The organism is Desulfovibrio sp., assembly GCF_034006445.1.
GTDB lineage: Bacteria > Desulfobacterota > Desulfovibrionia > Desulfovibrionales > Desulfovibrionaceae > Desulfovibrio.
Window position 1 is genome coordinate 1 of record NZ_JAVESS010000007.1, and the last position, 16,619, is coordinate 16,619.

General features: G+C 54.0%; 14 protein-coding genes and 1 tRNA gene. 11 read left to right on the forward strand and 4 right to left on the reverse strand.

The features are described from left to right. Nucleotides 1-632: 632 nt before the first annotated feature. The 7 genes from RBR41_RS08160 to RBR41_RS08190 all read left to right on the forward strand — a co-directional run bounded on the left by RBR41_RS08160 (nucleotide 633) and on the right by RBR41_RS08190 (nucleotide 6,938). Nucleotides 633-1,073 carry a thioesterase family protein gene (locus RBR41_RS08160; protein ID WP_320352091.1) on the forward strand — a complete coding sequence of 147 codons (441 nt, stop codon included), beginning with the start codon at nucleotides 633-635 and terminating at the stop codon, nucleotides 1,071-1,073. 487 nt (nucleotides 1,074-1,560) lie between these two features. Then, nucleotides 1,561-2,958 (forward strand): aryl-sulfate sulfotransferase, encoded by a 1,398-nt coding sequence (locus RBR41_RS08165; protein WP_320352092.1) that lies wholly within the window; start codon nucleotides 1,561-1,563, stop codon nucleotides 2,956-2,958. 212 nt (nucleotides 2,959-3,170) lie between these two features. After that, nucleotides 3,171-4,337, forward strand: a complete 1,167-nt coding sequence (locus RBR41_RS08170) for a PLP-dependent aminotransferase family protein (RefSeq protein WP_320352093.1) — start codon at nucleotides 3,171-3,173, stop codon at nucleotides 4,335-4,337. Nucleotides 4,338-4,400: 63 nt separating this feature from the next. Further along, nucleotides 4,401-4,607 (forward strand): 4-oxalocrotonate tautomerase family protein, encoded by a 207-nt coding sequence (locus RBR41_RS08175; protein ID WP_320352094.1) that lies wholly within the window; start codon nucleotides 4,401-4,403, stop codon nucleotides 4,605-4,607. Nucleotides 4,608-4,833: 226 nt separating this feature from the next. After that, nucleotides 4,834-5,268 carry a hypothetical protein gene (locus RBR41_RS08180; RefSeq protein ID WP_320352095.1) on the forward strand — a complete coding sequence of 145 codons (435 nt, stop codon included), beginning with the start codon at nucleotides 4,834-4,836 and terminating at the stop codon, nucleotides 5,266-5,268. Beyond that, on the forward strand, nucleotides 5,237-5,593 hold the full coding sequence (locus tag RBR41_RS08185; protein ID WP_320352096.1) for a helix-turn-helix transcriptional regulator: 357 nt from the start codon (nucleotides 5,237-5,239) through the stop codon (nucleotides 5,591-5,593). Before RBR41_RS08180 ends, RBR41_RS08185 begins: the two co-directional genes overlap by 32 nt. 820 nt (nucleotides 5,594-6,413) lie before the next feature. Continuing rightward, nucleotides 6,414-6,938: a phage tail tape measure C-terminal domain-containing protein gene (locus tag RBR41_RS08190; RefSeq protein WP_320352097.1), complete on the forward strand. Its 525-nt coding sequence runs from the start codon at nucleotides 6,414-6,416 to the stop codon at nucleotides 6,936-6,938. Between the two features lie 432 nt (nucleotides 6,939-7,370). Here RBR41_RS08190 and RBR41_RS08195 read toward each other — a convergent pair. The 4 genes from RBR41_RS08195 to RBR41_RS08210 form a co-directional block, all read right to left on the reverse strand. Next, nucleotides 7,371-7,447 (reverse strand) — tRNA-Arg (locus RBR41_RS08195). 258 nt (nucleotides 7,448-7,705) lie between these two features. Next, nucleotides 7,706-8,725 carry an ornithine carbamoyltransferase gene (gene argF, locus RBR41_RS08200; RefSeq protein ID WP_320352098.1) on the reverse strand — a complete coding sequence of 340 codons (1,020 nt, stop codon included), beginning with the start codon at nucleotides 8,723-8,725 and terminating at the stop codon, nucleotides 7,706-7,708. 120 nt (nucleotides 8,726-8,845) lie between these two features. Beyond that, entirely contained in the window at nucleotides 8,846-9,394 is a 549-nt protein-coding gene (locus RBR41_RS08205; protein WP_320352099.1) for an N-acetyltransferase, read from the reverse strand. 772 nt (nucleotides 9,395-10,166) lie between these two features. After that, nucleotides 10,167-11,420, reverse strand: a complete 1,254-nt coding sequence (locus tag RBR41_RS08210; RefSeq protein WP_320352100.1) for a diguanylate cyclase domain-containing protein — start codon at nucleotides 11,418-11,420, stop codon at nucleotides 10,167-10,169. 23 nt (nucleotides 11,421-11,443) lie between these two features. Here RBR41_RS08210 and RBR41_RS08215 point away from each other — a divergent pair, with 23 nt between their 5' ends. The 4 genes from RBR41_RS08215 to sdhE all read left to right on the forward strand — a co-directional run bounded on the left by RBR41_RS08215 (nucleotide 11,444) and on the right by sdhE (nucleotide 15,979). Beyond that, complete coding sequence (locus tag RBR41_RS08215) at nucleotides 11,444-11,710, forward strand: hypothetical protein (protein WP_320352101.1); 267 nt, start codon at nucleotides 11,444-11,446, stop codon at nucleotides 11,708-11,710. A gap of 618 nt (nucleotides 11,711-12,328) precedes the next feature. Next, nucleotides 12,329-14,161 (forward strand): 8-methylmenaquinol:fumarate reductase flavoprotein subunit, encoded by a 1,833-nt coding sequence (sdhA, locus tag RBR41_RS08220; protein WP_320352102.1) that lies wholly within the window; start codon nucleotides 12,329-12,331, stop codon nucleotides 14,159-14,161. Continuing rightward, on the forward strand, nucleotides 14,161-15,120 hold the full coding sequence (sdhB, locus tag RBR41_RS08225) for an 8-methylmenaquinol:fumarate reductase iron-sulfur subunit (RefSeq protein ID WP_320352103.1): 960 nt from the start codon (nucleotides 14,161-14,163) through the stop codon (nucleotides 15,118-15,120). Before sdhA ends, sdhB begins: the two co-directional genes overlap by 1 nt. A 4-nt stretch (nucleotides 15,121-15,124) precedes the next feature. Continuing rightward, complete coding sequence (sdhE, locus tag RBR41_RS08230) at nucleotides 15,125-15,979, forward strand: 8-methylmenaquinol:fumarate reductase membrane anchor subunit (RefSeq protein ID WP_320352104.1); 855 nt, start codon at nucleotides 15,125-15,127, stop codon at nucleotides 15,977-15,979. Nucleotides 15,980-16,619 lie beyond the last annotated feature (640 nt).

Sequence of the window (16,619 nt, forward strand, 5' to 3'; positions counted from 1 at the left end):
GCCCCGCCTTGCCGCCCGCCGGAGGCGGCCCAAACAACAGAAAAGAAAAGCTCCCGTGCCCGCAGGGCACAAAAGCCACCTCTCAAAGGACAAGCCCTGCTTCATTTTCTTCAGAGCGCCAGTCCGCTGACCTACACATCGCCGCCCGCCGGAGGCGGCCCAAACAACAGAAAAGAAAAGCTCCCGTGCCCGCAGGGCACAAAAGCCACCTCTCAAAGGACAAGCCCTGCTTCATTTTCTTCAGAGCGCCAGTCCGCTGACCTACACATCGCCGCCCGCCGGAGGCGGCCCAAACAACAGAAAAGAAAAGCTCCCGTGCCCACAGGGCACATGCCGTCACCTGGGCTATTGGTCAGCCGTAGTGTGCCCAATGTGTAACCGGGCAAAACAACCTTCACCATCATGGACGTAGTAACGCTGCGCGGCTATTGCTGCGGGAGCTTCCTCGCTTCGCTCGGTGATCTTCCTCCGCGCCGCGCAATGCAGCGCACGCTTTCACCTTGAATATAAGTTCGGTAAAGGCGTGTCATTGATTATTGGCTCCCGCATCCATCCAGCATGACGGGACTTTTTTTTTGACGGGTTTCGGCGTATTCTGTCTCTAACACAGATTAGTGATTGGAGTGATTTGAATGTCCATTTTCAGGCAAAAAATACATATATCAGCGCAGGATATCGACCGGCAGGGCCGGGTCAACAATGTTTGCTATGTGCAATGGATGCAGGACCTTGCCACAGCACACACCGCCGACAAGGGCTGGGACATGGCCCGCTATGAAGAGCTGGCGCAGGGCTGGGTAGTGCGTCGTCACTCTGTTGTCTACAAGCGTCCGGCCTTGCTTGGTGAAGACATTGTGGCTGCCACATGGATATCCTCATTCGCCTCCCGCCAGTGCATACGGCGTTACCGCTTTGTGCGTGAGTCTGATGATGCCGTGCTGGTTGAGGCCGAAACCCAGTGGGTATACATCGATCTCACCAGTGGGCGGCCTGTCAGAATACCAGATGAGCTCAAGGCCGTGTTTGCATGTATTGCTGACGACAATGGAGACAAAGATTTTTTGCTGGCGTAGCGCGAATTGCCCATGCAGCGCGTACACCCGCCAGAGCATGGCACCTAAAAATGTTTTGTTGACGAGCAACCTTTTAGTAAAAGGGGCTGATCAACCACGTCCCACCTCCTAAATGACTTAGTGAATTTTATCTTAGGCAAAGAGTTTTCTGATCCCAAGCTGGGGGAACAGCGACAGTCCTTCCAGCGTCACGCCATCGGTAAACATCTCAGTTCTATCTTAACAACATCCTTGATTTAAAATTTATTTGTATTGCCGTGTGGACGAACGGCAATGCTTGTTCCTTTGTTTCAGCGCAAAGGATTTTACGTGCAGGGCAAAGGGCATGTAAAAAAATATTGAGTAACAGTAGGGTGTTGAAAAATTAAATGCTCGGTGCTCACAAAAGTGTCGTCCATACTACATTGGCCAGTGGTGAACTCTGTCACAACCAAAATTATCCTCAATGGGAGGAAAATTCGTACTTCACGTGAACAGAGGAGTGGTTATGAGAACGAGGTTCAAACGCCTTACGCTTCTGGTTGTTGCCTTCGCTGTTTCTTTTGCCGTCAATGCGGTTGCCTACGAGCTTCATAACGGGCCCACGGGCGTATTGTATTACGAGAAAGACAAGTGTTTTAACGGGTATACACTATTCACTCCCACTGAAAAAAACAAAGTCACCTATCTTATGGATATGGAGGGCAATATTGTTCACACATGGGAAGTCAAAGGCGCTGAGGGTTCCAGTTTTCACTCCCGTCTGCTGCCCAACGGCAATCTGCTCCTGTTGCGCAACGTAAAGGATGAAGATGCCAACGCACAGATCGGTGGCTGGGCGGGCATTCTTGATGAAGTGGATTGGGACGGCAATGTGGTCTGGTCGTACCGCATGGCCGACAAGGATCATATCTCGCACCATACCTTTGACCGCATGCCCAACGGCAACACCCTGATTCTGGGTTGGGAGCGGATCTCTAACGACAAAATGGCCGCCAAGGGGCGTGACCCCAAAACCATCCCCTCTGAGCCCGTAATGATCAAGGGCAAGCCGCACACCGACTTCTGGGTGGACTTTGTGCGCGAAGTGGACAAAAACGGCAAAACCGTGTGGGAATGGCATCTTATGGATCATGTGGGCAAGGGACAGGACCAGCTCGACCCCAACTACGTCGTCCCCAAAAAAGTTGGAGTAGGGTACGACAACTATGACTGGTCGCACTTTAACACGGTGGAATTTGTGCCTGGTAAAGACGGAAACGATAAAGTTCTCGTGAATTCGCGCAATTTTTCCGAAGCCCTGCTTATCGACAAAAAGACTGGCAAAATTGAATGGCGCTGGGGCAACCCCTCGTCCCACGGCAAAGGCCAGGGTCCTACATGGTATGACGATCAGTCCCAGATCATTTTTGGCTCACATAATGCCGCTATGATTGGGGAAAACATGATGTCCATATTCGATAACGGTTCTGAGCGCGCCGAGCCCAACCGCTCCCGCGTGCTGGAAGTGGACATGACCACCGGCAAGATTGTTTGGGAATACGCGGCCAATGACGGCAACAGTTTCTTCAGTTACCGCCAGGGCGCAGCGCAAAAGCTGCCCAACGGCAACTATCTTGTTACCTCTACTCAGCACGGCCATCTTTTTGAAGTCACCCGCGACAAAAAGGTTGTGTGGGAATTCATCAGCCCCATCATGGAAGGCAAAAACACCCCGATCATGCTGGATGCCGAACACGTGCTGCGCACCCCCAAAGGCGTTCCTGTAACGCACATGTACCAGAACATGATCCATCGTGCGTACCGTTACGGCCCCGACTACCCCGGCCTCAAGGGCAAGGATCTTTCGCCCAAGGGCTATATCGTCACGGGCGGGCAAAAGTGGTTTGAAATGAATAAAAAGTAGGCGTGTCAGCAAAGGCGCACCGCACAGTATTGTAACCGGCGCGGATGTGAAAGCATCCGCGCCGTTTTTGCGACATATGAGGTTTGTTTGGTCACTATTGGAGTGGTTTTGCTTGCCTTTGTACTATTAAACAACGAGGATAAGTGCTCAACGCAATTTTTTTACTTTTGAAAGGTGCAGCAATGGACACTGCCTACGCGCAAAGAATTTCAATGTTAAAAGCGTCAGAAATACGCGAGCTTTTAAAGATTACCGAACAGCCTGATGTTATATCCTTTGCCGGAGGCTTGCCCGCGCCCGAACTTTTTCCCACTGAAGCCATCAGCAATATATGCGTTTCAGTGCTGGCGCACGACGGGCAAAGAGCCTTGCAGTATGCCACTACCGAAGGATACCTTCCTTTGCGCCAATGGATAGCGGGCAGAATGAACGCCACATTGGGCACTGCTTTTAGTGAGGACAATATCCTGATAACCAATGGTTCGCAGCAGGGACTGGATCTCAGCGGCAAGGTTTTTATTGATGAAGGCGACGTTATTCTGTGCGAAAGCCCCACCTATCTTGCGGCTATTACCGCTTTCAGGGCTTATGGCTGCCGTTTTGTGGAAGTGCCCACCGATGAGGACGGCATGTGCACGGATGATCTTGCCAAACTTCTTGAAACGACCACGCGGGTCAAGGCGATTTATGTGATCCCCAACTTTCAGAATCCCACAGGGCGAACCATGAGTTTGGAGCGCCGCAAGCGCCTTGCAGAACTGGCCGCCCAGCACAGGGTTATGGTTCTGGAGGATAACCCCTATGGCGAACTGCGCTTTGAGGGCGAATTTCTTCCGTCAGTGCAGTCGTTTGACAGAGATGGCCGGGTCATTTCCTTTGGGTCGTTCTCAAAAATACTCTGTCCGGGTTTTAGGATTGGCTGGGTAGCTGGCAGCAAAAATATCGTGCAAAAATACGTTCTTGTTAAGCAAGGCGTTGATCTGCAAAGCAATACTTTTGTCCAGGCCGTCATCGCCGCCTATCTTGAAAAACATGATATTGATGCTCACATCAAGAAGATCCTTGGCGTGTATAAAAACAGGCGGGATGTTCTGCTTTCTGCCCTGGGGCGTCATTTTCCGCAGGGTGTTCGCTTCACGCGGCCGGAAGGGGGGCTTTTTGCCTGGGTGACCTTGCCAAAATCAATGGATTCTCGAAGTATTCTTGATGCCTGTATAAAGCGCAAAGTCGCCTTTGTGCCGGGCGGGCCATTTTTCCCAAACGGCGGACAGGAAAATACCCTGCGCCTGAACTTTTCCAATATGGAAGAAGCCCGTATTGAAGAAGGCATTTCCATCATTGCTGATGTGCTCAACGATTATGTGGACAGCGCGCAGTAAAAGCGCGCTTTCCGGCAGGGTGCCGGGCCACGGAGCAGGCGCACAAAAAAACTGGAGGGCCATATGCCATTCGTGAATATCAAGGTGACAGGCGGTAAAGAAGCTCCCACTGCGGAGCAGAAGGCGGAACTTATCAAGGGCGCAACAGACCTGCTGGTGCGTGTGCTGAATAAAAATCCTGCCACCACCGTGGTCATTATTGAAGAAGTAGATATGGACAACTGGGGCGTTGGCGGGCAGAGCATCACCGAACGCAGAAAAATGGGCTAGCTATAAAGGGGGCAGTATAGGCAAGCCCCTTTGTGTCTCCGGCAAGGATGGAGGGCAGCGTCAGGATTTTCGCCGTACGGCCCGCAGGAAGCGCGACAAGGCCGAGCTGCCCAAAGACTTCCGCCCTCTGCATGGCCTGCGTCATTGCTATGCAAGGATGCTCATCAGCAGCTGCCAGGTTGACCTTTACAGTCTTTAAAAGCTGCTCGAACACAGAAGCCCGGCCATGACACAAAATATAGCCATTTGCGGGATGAGGCTCTGTGCAAGGCAGCCAGTGTCATTGATACCCGCAGGGATATCAGCATGCGGGAAAAAGGCTGAAAATTTACCCCTTGACGACTTACCAAAAAATAGTAAATACAGTATCAAAGGGCAGGACATGAATTGGACTGTGACCATTCTGAAGCGTGCGCGGAAGCAGATTCAGGATATGCCGCGCCCCGTATACGAGGCCTTGTTTCTTTTGGTCGCCGACATACAACAATCCGGCCCGGTACAGGGCCAGTGGCCTAATTATAGCAAACTTTCTGACAGTCGCCACCATTGCCATATTAAAAAGGGCAAGCCCTGTTATGTGGCCGTATGGCAGGTGACGGATAAAAAGATCAAACTGATCGAGGTGCTTTATGCTGGAACGCACGAAAAAGCCCCCTATTGAAACGGTGCCCCTTTCCTTCGCGGTTCCCCCGGCGCTGGTTGCAGAAGTGCGCGCCTTCATGCGCCTGAAGGGCATTGCCGAAGAAAAGGAAGCATATTCCATTGAGGAAGTGTTCCCCTTCAGCAATGAGGAAAAGCCCACCGTTTATCTGCGGGGCGCGCGCTATCGGGAAGACTTGACCCAGGTGCAGCTTGCGGAAGCAACGGGCATCCCCGCCCGCCATATCAGCGAAATGGAAAACGGCAAGCGCCCCATTGGCAAGAAGAACGCCCGGCTTCTGGCCGATGCCCTGAACATTGATCCCCGTCGCTTGCTGACGGTATAGCATAAACATACATAGTAGACCTTGCAGGTCTTTTGAAAGCCTTCTCGATTCGTCGAGAGGGCTTTTTTGCGTTCTGCCAGTACGTGACGGGGGCGATATCATCCATCTATTTTAAAAAGCACTAAAATTTCTAGTTAGTGACAGCTAGGCGCGGAACTTCATTATAGCGTGTGGAGTCGGGCGGCTAAAAAGAAATGGGCAAAATTCAGGAGAAGATTTCTGCGTAGTCGGCAGGTTAAAGAAATTACGCACGGAATGCCATGCTTGAAGTTATTCCACATTGAGGAATGTTGTGGCTCTCATGTCAATCCCCACTTTGACTCGTCATCCCTACCCATGTCGCGCTTTGCTGCGCAGGCCCAAAATCTCATGGTACAGATTAATCAATTTGGATGATGGGCGCATGTCGAAAGTGGAGATTTTTTCATGAACCAGCGGCAAAAAGTATGTCAATCCCCCGGTTAGCTGTTCCTAGCTGTACAGAGCTGCACACGGGGAAAACCGGGTGGTGCATTTTGCACAAAAGAATATCGAAGATGGAGGAAGAGGGGAGAGGCTAAAAATAAGTGGAGCAAACTGGGAAGGAAAACCCTGTCAAGTAGGCTTAGACGCTTCTTAGATACCCTGCGGTGTGTCAAAGCAAATAACCCCCAAAACGCATGTTACGTTCAATGAAAAGAAAGGGTGCTGCCGCAAATAGGTAGAGCGTAAAAGAATGTCAATGGTGCTTATTGCCGAAATAATCCGGCTTATTCCCCAGGATCTATAAGGATTTCAAAAAGCCGTGATAGCGTTTTTTCAAAACATGGAGGTAATTTTTATGCAGATTCGTGAAAGTAACTCGGGCACAAAGCCCACCGGGAAGAATGCCTTGCAATTTGGAACCAATCTCCAAACTGCTGGAGAAGAACAGACCGCTGAGATTACTGGTTTTACGGTTAAGTCGCTCCAACAGCGCAGGTGGCTCGGTAAGCCATCCGCCTTCCTCAAGGTCGGACGTCTGGTGCGTTGCGCCAATGACGCCACCGGCTTTGCACGTAATTTTGAAAGACTGACCACCTTGTTTTTTGCTAATGTGGAAGATTCTTTCACGAAGATGCTGACCACGGGCAAGATGAACTTTACGGACTTTATCAGCTCTTTAATCAACAATCTTGCCCGCCTCGCTATCCGTCAATTCATCCTTGGCCCGCTGGTGAGTGGCCTTGGCAGCCTGATGGGGGATATGTTCTGTAGCTGGACAACAAGTTCCGCAACCTCGGGCGCGATGGCTGATGCAATTGCGTGGGTAAGCGGTTCGGCTTTGAGCTTGACGAACCCGGCGACCCTGGCACTTTTTAGGTGAGGTTATTGTACAAGAAAGCCAAGGTCGAAGGGAGTGAGCATAATAGCCCGAATTAGCCACCAGACGGGTTGAAACAAAAATCCCGGCTCAAGTTCATGGGTCGGGATTTTTTGCGGCCTTAATCCGTGCTGCGGGGGGGCAAACCTGTCCAGATTCCCTCTGCCGGGCAAAAAGGAGGGCTGTTACAAATATGCGCCGACCAGGAGGTTAATCGGGCTTTTTTTGCCTGATTGTTTTTATGATACTGTGAATTTATTTAATATATTTAATGCACCGCCTCGGTCTGCCAACAGTTCATAAGCCCCATTATGGTCAGGCGTGGCAGAAAGAGGAGCGACCTCGCCGGTAGGAGCAGCTTGTTATGCGTGCGGGAATGGTGCGGGGAAAAGTAAAAGCTCTTACGGTGTTTCCACCGTAAGAGCTTGATTTTTCTGGCGCGCCCGAGAGGAATCGAACCCCTGACCAAGAGCTTAGAAGGCTCCTGCTCTGTCCAACTGAGCTACGGGCGCGTGATCCGTATGCCATTGGCATCCGGCTTTGTGGCGCACCACTATAGGGAGAGCGCCTCTGCTCGTCAATATCTTACTCTGACGACAGGCATGTCCGATCTTACGCTGACGAAAGGCATATTCCGGCAGCGGGTTGGCTGCAAGTCGCGACGCTTCTGGGCCCTTCCAGGCCCTTTTAGGGCGTGACTCGCGGTTTGGGCTCTCCCGACCGTACAGATCTGTTTCGTTTTTCTGCCAGCCATGCGCTGTCAGGCTCTGTTAATTGCCGAAAACAAGCGGCTCTTCAGCCAGGGTTGCCACCATCACGGCCTTGATGGTGTGCAGGCGGTTTTCCGCCTCTTCAAAGGCCATGTTGCGCGGCGATTCAAAAACTTCGTCGTTGACTTCCATGCAATCAATGCCGAACCGCTGGAAGATTTCTTCGCCAACGGCTGTGCTGCGGTTGTGGAAGCTCGGCAGGCAATGCAGAAACTTGCAGTCGTCATTGCCCGTCAGGCGCATGGTGTCGCCAGTGATGCGGTAGGGAGTGAGCAGTTCTATGCGCTCTTTCCACACATCGTCAGGTTCGCCCATGGAGACCCATACGTCCGTTGACAGAAAGTCGCAGCCACGAACGCCGTCTTCAACGCTCTCGGTGCGGCTGATACGGGCCCCGGTTTCTTGGGCGATCTGGCAGGCAATTTCATACACCTCGTCAGAAGTCCACAGCGCCCGAGGGGCCACAGAACGAAAATCCACGCCCAGCAGGGCAGAGCCAACCATAAGCGAATTGCCCATATTGTAGCGCGCGTCGCCGAGATAGGCCATGGTCTGACGGTTCAGCGGCTTGGGGCAGCATTCGCGCATGGTCAGCATGTCCGCCAGAAGCTGGGTGGGATGCCATTCATTGGTCAGCCCGTTCCACACCGGCACAGAAGCATGTTCGGCCAGCGCTTCAACCCTTTCCTGGCCAAAGCCGCGGTACTCGATGCCGTCATAAAAGCGGGAAAGCACGCGGGCGGTGTCGGCCAGCGACTCTTTTTTGCCCATCTGCGAGCCGGAAGGTCCAAGGTAGGTTATGTTCGCGCCCTGGTCATACGCAGCCACTTCAAAGGAACAGCGGGTTCTGGTGGAATCTTTTTCAAACAGGATGACAATGTTTTTGTCCCGCAAAAACTTTGGCTCCCGGCGCGTTTTTTTGGCCTGCTTGAGGTTGGCCGCCAGGTCCAGCAGATAGGTGAGATCTTCCGGCGTGAAGTCGGTTTCCTTCAGAAAGTCTCTTTTTTGCAGTCTGTTCATGCGCTGTTCCACCTTTGAATGGAGTGATGGGCCTGCCGTATGGTAAAACGGGCCGGCCCTGCTGTGCTGATTAAAGCCGTTTTTTTGCTGCCGTTTGCGCCGTCAAAAGGGCGCGGGACGTCATAGCGGCAGAAGCATGGCTATTTCGTCACAGCAGTAGAATTTGGGGCATTTGCTGCATTCGACCCAAACGCTTGGGGGCATGTCGTCCCTGTCAAATTCCTTGAAGCCGCATTTGGCGAAGAAGTCCGGCACGAGAGTAAAAACAAAGACTCTCGGCAGGGCAAGGCTGCGGCAACGCTCCACCAGCATTGACACAAGACGCCTGCCAAAACCCTGTCCCTGGCAGGACGGATGCACCGCCACAGAGCGGATTTCGCCCAGGTCGGCCCAGAGAACGTGCACGGCCCCGCAGGCCACGATGACATCGCGGCCGCCGTCCGCTGCGGGCGCTGTGGCCACCATGTAGTCCTGTATGTGTTGGTACAGGTACTGGGGGCCACGGGCCAGCATGACGTTGGCCGAAGCATACTGGTTGATAAGCGCCGACATGCCGTGCACATCCTCAACCGTAGCGGGCCGGATGACCAGCTTTGAAAGGTCGCTTATGCAGACATCGGGAACAATGGGCCTATCATCAGCGCCTGAGCGCGGAATGGCGATGGGCATCTTTTTTGCCTCTGGTTCTGGGGGGTAAAGAATTGAAAACCGCCAGCCTGTGAAATGCCTGGCGGCAGGCACAACCTGAAAAACGCAAGCCGTAAACGGCGAAATTTTGAAACAAAGATTTCACATAGCACTATTGCTTTTTGGGCGCAAGATACTTTTAGGCTGGCTGGGTACTGGCGGGGTATTGGCGTGCTACTGGCGTGCTACTGGCGGGGTGCTGCGGGAGACTGCGGGGTACTGCGGGAGACTGCAGCGGCTGCAGGTGCAGGCCGCGTCGCAGTGCGTAAAACTTGGCCGGATGGCGTGGGGGGCAAGCCCAAAGCGGGCGGCCGTGGCAGCAATGCACGGGCTTTGTGACAGTGCGGTGTGCAACTATCCAGACTTACAGATGTTTACTTGCGCTAGTCTGCGGGCAACCGACGCGCCCTGGCGTGTGGTAACCACCGGGTATAGGTATACGCAGACGCCGCTGCCTGGAGCAGTATCACTTTGAAAAAAAGTACACGTCTCACACTGCACGAGGGCGCAAAGCGTTGTAGCATGGTGTGAATTCCGCCAAAAGTCGTATTTTCGACAGAGTGGCAAATTGAAACGTAAAGCATTGCAACGTTAGGGAAGCACTGATTCAAGAACCTTCTGGAAACGCGTAGTTATTTTCTTTGGCAAGGCGCGATCTTTTGTTGAAGCAGGAGTGGGCTCTTCCGTCCTCGACTGTTTCAAAAAAGTGAAGCAACGCGCCAAACGGAATAACTACGCGTTTTCTTAGTCTGCTCTAGCTGCAGAGACTGAGGGCATGCTCGCAGATATCTTCAGTATAAAAGCGAAAGGCGCTTTCTTCCGCAGTTTTGGCCACAAGCAGTGCGATGCTGGCCCTGTTTATCATTTCCATAAAGGGCAGTTCTTCTTCCTCAATGGCATCTGTCGTGTAAATGCCCGCATGCAGGTGAAGGGGAAAAACATTGGAGGGCTCATATGCGCCGCGCTCTATCTCGCTGGCGGTATGCGCAAAGGTGGCGATCAGGCTTTCATGGTCTGTAAAAGGCATAATTCCGGCAAAAGTATCGCCAGTGATGTGACAGCAGCGGGCAAGCGGGCCACGGCAGTTTTTTTCAAGTATGCGCGCAATGCGCCGCAATTCTTTGTCGCCCGCCTTGACCCCGAGCATTTTGTTGTAGAACTTGAAATTCTTTATGTCTGCCAGCCAAACGGCAAAGACCGTATCCGGATTTTTTCGCAAAAGTTCTGTTGCTTCCAGTTGCAGACGATGACTGTTGATGCCGCCGGTTACGGGGTCGACAAAAGCCAGCTTTTGCAGTTGGCGGTCGCGCCATTCTGTCAGCCGGTATACGCGCCAGGCCAGGAAGAGAAAGCAGATCAGCGCCAGAATGGTAACAACGCCTCCACCGTACAGCAGCAGGGGAGAGACGAGATCCAGCGCGTCCAGCGGCACCGCGCAGAAAAGAAGCCAGTTGTTGCTCTGAATGGGGTCAAAAGCCGCAAGATACTGTTTATTCTCATTATGATACAAAAAATAGTGCCTATGGCCCTGAGCCAGCTTGTTCAGGGCTTCCTGGTGGTCGGCTTCATTCACATGACCAAGGTCAAAAATGTTCTCCACGCCGCTGGCGGGGCCACGGTCTGAGGACAGAATAAAGTGCCCCTGAGCGTCAATCAGCCCCGCAAAGCCTTTGGCATTGAAAAGGGGCGTGCTGAGAATATTCAAAAAAACGTCCGCCCTTGTCAGCCCGATCAGTACATGGCTGACGTGCTCATCACTGGGCACGGGCACAGTACAGTAGATCACCTGACCTGGGGCGTAGGGATTTTTGCGGGGAGGGGAGAGAGCCGCTCCTCCCGCAAGGGCCGTGTGAAACGATTCCTCTTCAGAGAAGTCCACGTTGCGGGCGACAATGCCCTGCGCATCAGCCACATCGCCCAGGCCCGAGGGGGTGATGAGTCCGATGTGTGTAAAGCTGCTGTTGTTGCGGATTTCTTTATGCAGCGGAAGCGTTTTTTGCTGCGACATGTAGCTGACTGTGGTGGCAAGGCGTGAAGGGTCTGAAAATTTTGCGCCAGCTGGCGTTGCAGCAGTATTCGCAACTGCGTTGTGGTTTCATACAGGTGTATTATGTTTACCTGCTCGATCTGCCTGGTCGCGTGCCGCAGCAACATGAGGCTGCAGACAAGGAAAAGGCCGCCGACAATAAAGGCTATGGCGTAGATGCGTTTAATCTGCTGCTTGCTTCTGTACATGCCGATCCTCTACAGAATGATATGTATAGTAAATACCTTAATCTATTTATTGGCAAGAGATAAAACAGCCGTTCCCATCTGTAAAGAAATTTCTCCTTTTATTTTGCTATATTACCTAAAGTTTTTAAATTATTCGAACGTGCGGGTGGCATCTGTTAGCACACGCAGATGCGCTGCAGCGCTTGCCCGTCCTGCTTTTTGGATCAACGGGAAGGTATGTGTGCGGAAGCACATATTTTTATTTTTTACGCAGGCAGACTCCTTAAGGCTTGCCGCCCAGTATATACTTTTGTGCACTATTTGGGTGAACTGCAAAAGGTGTAAATTTTTAGCAGCAGGGCACTATGCGCCTTTTTTATCATGAATTTAAATAGATTTTCTTATAGTTGTTTTATTCAAGTGTGTTATGAAGTCATGACATGGCGATGTTGAGATTTTCTTGTCGGCAGATTTTTACGGCCTAAAAATTTCTGTTCTTTTCCAGTATGTTATTAATGCTGTTTACTCTTAACCATGTGGTGCGGTAAGATACAAGCAGCGCAAGCGAAAGGCTGTTTGATTGTGCAAACAACCTGCAATGAACGGATGCCTCAGTCCTGCGGCCTGGCGGATACAGGCGGATATAAGGCATGGCCCCGCCCAGGTTGCCAGAGACATTCATTTACCTCTGAGGATTATTTTATGACGCAACAGTTTACCCGCAGAAAATTTCTGCAATCGGCCTGTATCACCCTCAGCGCGCTGACGGTGAGCGCCAGCGGCCTTGACAAGGCCCTGGCTGCCGTTACTGGTATTGGCCCCATGGCCACATGTGATATCCTTATAATCGGCTCGGGCGGCGCGGGATTGCGCGCCGCTGTGGCCGCCATGAAAAAGAATCCCAAGCTCAGCGTGGTGGTGGTCAGCAAATGCATGCCCTCCCGCAATGCCACCTGTATGGCCGAAGGCGGCATCAACGGCGTTACGGATTTCAGCAAGGGCGATTCCTACGAACTGCACTGCTATGACACCGTCAAGGGCGGCGACTACCTTGTGGACCAGGATTCCACGCTCAAGTTCTGCGAGCAGGCTGGCCCCACGATCCTGGAACTGGACTATCTTGGCATGCCTTTCTCCCGCACGGAAGACGGCAGGGTAAAGGCCCGGCCTTTTGGCGGCGCGTCCAAGGTGCGCTGCAACTATTCCGCCGACAAGACTGGCCATATTGTGGCCCATGTCTGTCTGGACGAGGCCCTGACCCATGGCGTGAAGTTCCTCATGGATTACGAACTGCTGGATCTTGGCGTTGACAACGGCCGTTGCGAAGGCGCGGTGCTGCGCAACATCCGTACCGGAGAAATCGCCCCGGTGCGCGCCAAGGCAGTGGTGCTGGCCACGGGTGGGTATACCCGCATTTTCTGGAACCGTACGTCCACCCCGTACATTGCCACTGGCGACGGCGTGGCGGCGGCCCTGCGCGCAGGCGTGCCTTTTGCGGATCCGGAAATGATCCAGTTCCACCCCACTGGCGTGGTGCACGGCGGCGTGCTTATCACCGAGGCGGCGCGTGGAGAGGGCGGCTACCTGCTCAACAACAAGGGCGAGCGCTTCATGAAAAACTATGCGGCGGCCAAGATGGAACTGGCCCCGCGCGACATCGTGGCCCGCGCCATTGAAACCGAAATCCGCGAAGGCCGTGGCTATGGCCATGGGCTGGAATCCTATGTGCTGCTGGATCTCGTGCATCTGGGCAGGAACAAGATCATCAATGACCTCCCGCAGATCCGCCACGTCGGCAAGCTGTTTGAAAATATAGACCTTGTGGACAAGCCCATGATCATCCGCCCCACGGCGCACTATTCCATGGGCGGCATTGCCGTGGACAAGTTTGATGACATGTCCACCCCCATGCCCGGCCTGTTTACCGCTGGCGAGGCTTCCTGCGTGTCCATCCACGGCGCCAACCGTCTGGGCGGCAACTCGCTGGCCGATGCGGTGGTGACAGGAAAGATCGCCGGAAACGGCGCGGCTGCCTATGCGACCACGGCTGATCAGAGTGCGGGCAAGGGCCTGGCCGATCTGACGGAGCAATGGCAGAGCCGCTTCAAGAATGTCACGAGCGGCGGCGACGCCAAGGCTCTGTATGCCCTGCGCGAAGAAATGGGCGCACAGCTCTGGGACAACATGGGCATCTTCCGTACCGAGGCCCAGCTTGCCTCCCTGGCGGGCACCCTGGACGAGATGCGCTCGCGCTATGCTGCCCTGCGCGTGCCCAACGCCAACCCTGTCTTCAACTCCGTATTCACGGAATACGTGGAGCTGGGGAATATGCTGCAACTGGCTCAGGCCGCCTGCCTTGCCGCCACAGAGCGCAAGGAATCCCGCGGCGCCCACACGCGCGAGGACTATCCCAAGCGTGATGACGTCAACTACCTCAAGCACAGCATGGTCACCATGGATGAAAGCGGCAAGCTGCACATGGGCTGGAAAGATGTGCAAATCACCAAATTCAAGCCTGAGGAGCGGAAATACTGATGGCTACCCTTATTATTGACCGCTTTGACGGCAAAAAACACTACGAGCAGGCCTACACCCTTGCCACCGACGATGTGGCGGGCAAGACGGTGCTCAATACCCTGTTGTTCATCAAGCAGACCCAGGACCCCACGCTGAATTTCACGGCGTCCTGCCGTTGCGCCATTTGCGGCGCATGCGGCGTGAGGGTCAACGGCCATGCCATTCTGGCCTGCGACACCAAGATGGACGACCTCATGAAAACCTATGGCACGGATACGTTCCGCATCTCGCCCCTGGCCAATTTCAAGGTCATTTCAGACCTTGTGGTGGACTGGGAACCTGCTGTGGACAATCTGCGTAAAATCCATCCCGGCATGGTGGCCAAGTCCGAGTTTTCCGAGAAGGAAGGCTGCCGCCAGACCCAGGCGGAATTTGACCGCATCAAGAAGCAGTGGGACTGCATCATCTGCGGCTGCTGCGCTTCGGAGTGCAACAAGCTCACGGCCGACAACCGCGATTATATGGAACCCTTCGTGTTCACGCATGCCTGGCGTGTTGCCAATGACTCACGCACCAAGGATCCCCTGCTGCACGGCAAGCCTTCCGTGGCTGGCGGTCTGTGGAACTGCGTACACTGTCAGGAATGCGCCAACCGTTGCCCCAAGGGCATCAGCTCCGCCGACGACATCGCGGCCATGCGCGCCATGGTCATGGCCAAGGGCATGACCGAGGGCGTTGGCCCCGCCCATGCCAAGTCCTTCTATACGGACCTGGTGGACGATTCCGGCAGGCTTAATGAAGTGCGGCTTGCCCTGCGCACAGAGGGCGTCAGCACCCTGAGCAGAGCGGGCATGGCCATCACCCTGCTGCGGCAGGGCAAGATGAACCCGCTGGAAGTTTTCGGCGGCGAAACCATTGAAGGGCACGATGCCCTTGTGAAGATGATTGAGGCGGCGCACGCCGCTGCGAAGGAGTAACCGTATGCAGACCGAATATGCCTTTTTCCCCGGCTGCGTGCTGACTCAGGCCGCCAAGGAATCCAAGATGGCCCTTGAAGCTGTGGCCCCGATCCTGGGCATCACGCTCAAGGAGATCCCCGGCTGGAGCTGTTGCGGCGCTTCGCAGGCTCAGGACGTGGATCACGTGGCAACCCTTGTGGCCAACGCCCGCAACCTGGCGCTGGCCGAAAAGATGGGGCTGCCCATACTCACCTCGTGCAGCACCTGTCTGCTCATGCTGCGCCGCGCCAAGGAAGAGCTGGACAGCGGGCAGAAAGACCGCATCAATATCTTTCTGGCCAAGGGAAACATGGCCTACAAAGGCACCAGCGATGTGACCAGCCTGCTTTGGGTGCTGGCCCGGAATGCCGACGTGCTCAAGTCCAAGGTCGTCAAACCGCTCACAAACCTTAAAGTGGCGGCGTTCTACGGCTGCCACAGCCTGCGGCCGGAATCGGCCCTTGGTTTCGAAAGCTCCGTGAATCCCTCAAGCTTTGAAACCATTGTCAGCGCCGTGGGCGCACAGACCGCGCCCTTTGCCAAGCGGCTGGACTGCTGCGGTTTTCATGCCGTCTATCCGGCGGAAAAATCCGTCATGCACATGACCAGCGAAATCGTCAACGACGCCGCTGCCGGCGGCGCAAACTGCATTGTCACCCCCTGTCCCCTCTGCCAGATGCAGCTGGACATCTATCAGGACAATGCACAGGAAATAAGCAAGTCCAAGGCCCGCGTGCCCGTGCTGCATCTTTCGCAGTTTGTGGGGCTGGCCCTTGGCATCCCCGGCAAGCAACTGGGGCTTGACTATAACGTCATTGACGCCACCAAGCTCGGCTAAGGAAATACCAGCGCGTTTCCAGGAGGCTCTTTAGTCAGGGCTTCCCCAACACGGCATGGCTGTTCGCGTTTTTTGAGCAGTTTATGAATGAAACGAGTTGACTGTTTTGCAAGGATTTTCCTGAAAATCCTTGCCACGAAATGCGAGTAGTCAGGCTTTTGCCTGCCGTACGCGAGCATTTCAAGTGTTAAATGCTCTGGTGGCGCAACGTCAGGCGGCCCTTTTCATCCGGCAAGCGCGCGAGTGCCCGCTTCCGCCATGAAAAGGGCCGCCTTTGTATTTTTGCGCAAAAGGGGTACAGAGATTACAGGATTAGGATCTGAACGGGGAGAGCGCCACGTTGCAGTGTTTTGTGGGGGAGGGACCCTTTTGAGAAAGGGTCTCCTCCACCACGCCCCCACCCCCTAAAATTTTTACCGTGTTTTAGCAGAGTACAACAAGGTTTCTGTTCGAGCGCTGGGATGTTGGAGGCAGTGCCCGCCAGGCATCACTCCATTGCCGCATGTATCTGGCCTACTCTGTGTGGGTCTGCTTGCAGCGCTGGCTGCTGTTCTGGTTGTTTTTGGAACAAGCGGTGCGCATGCGCCGGACGGACAGTGGCAGATCGTTGAAATCAGAGCATTTCAACTTTGAAAAAGTG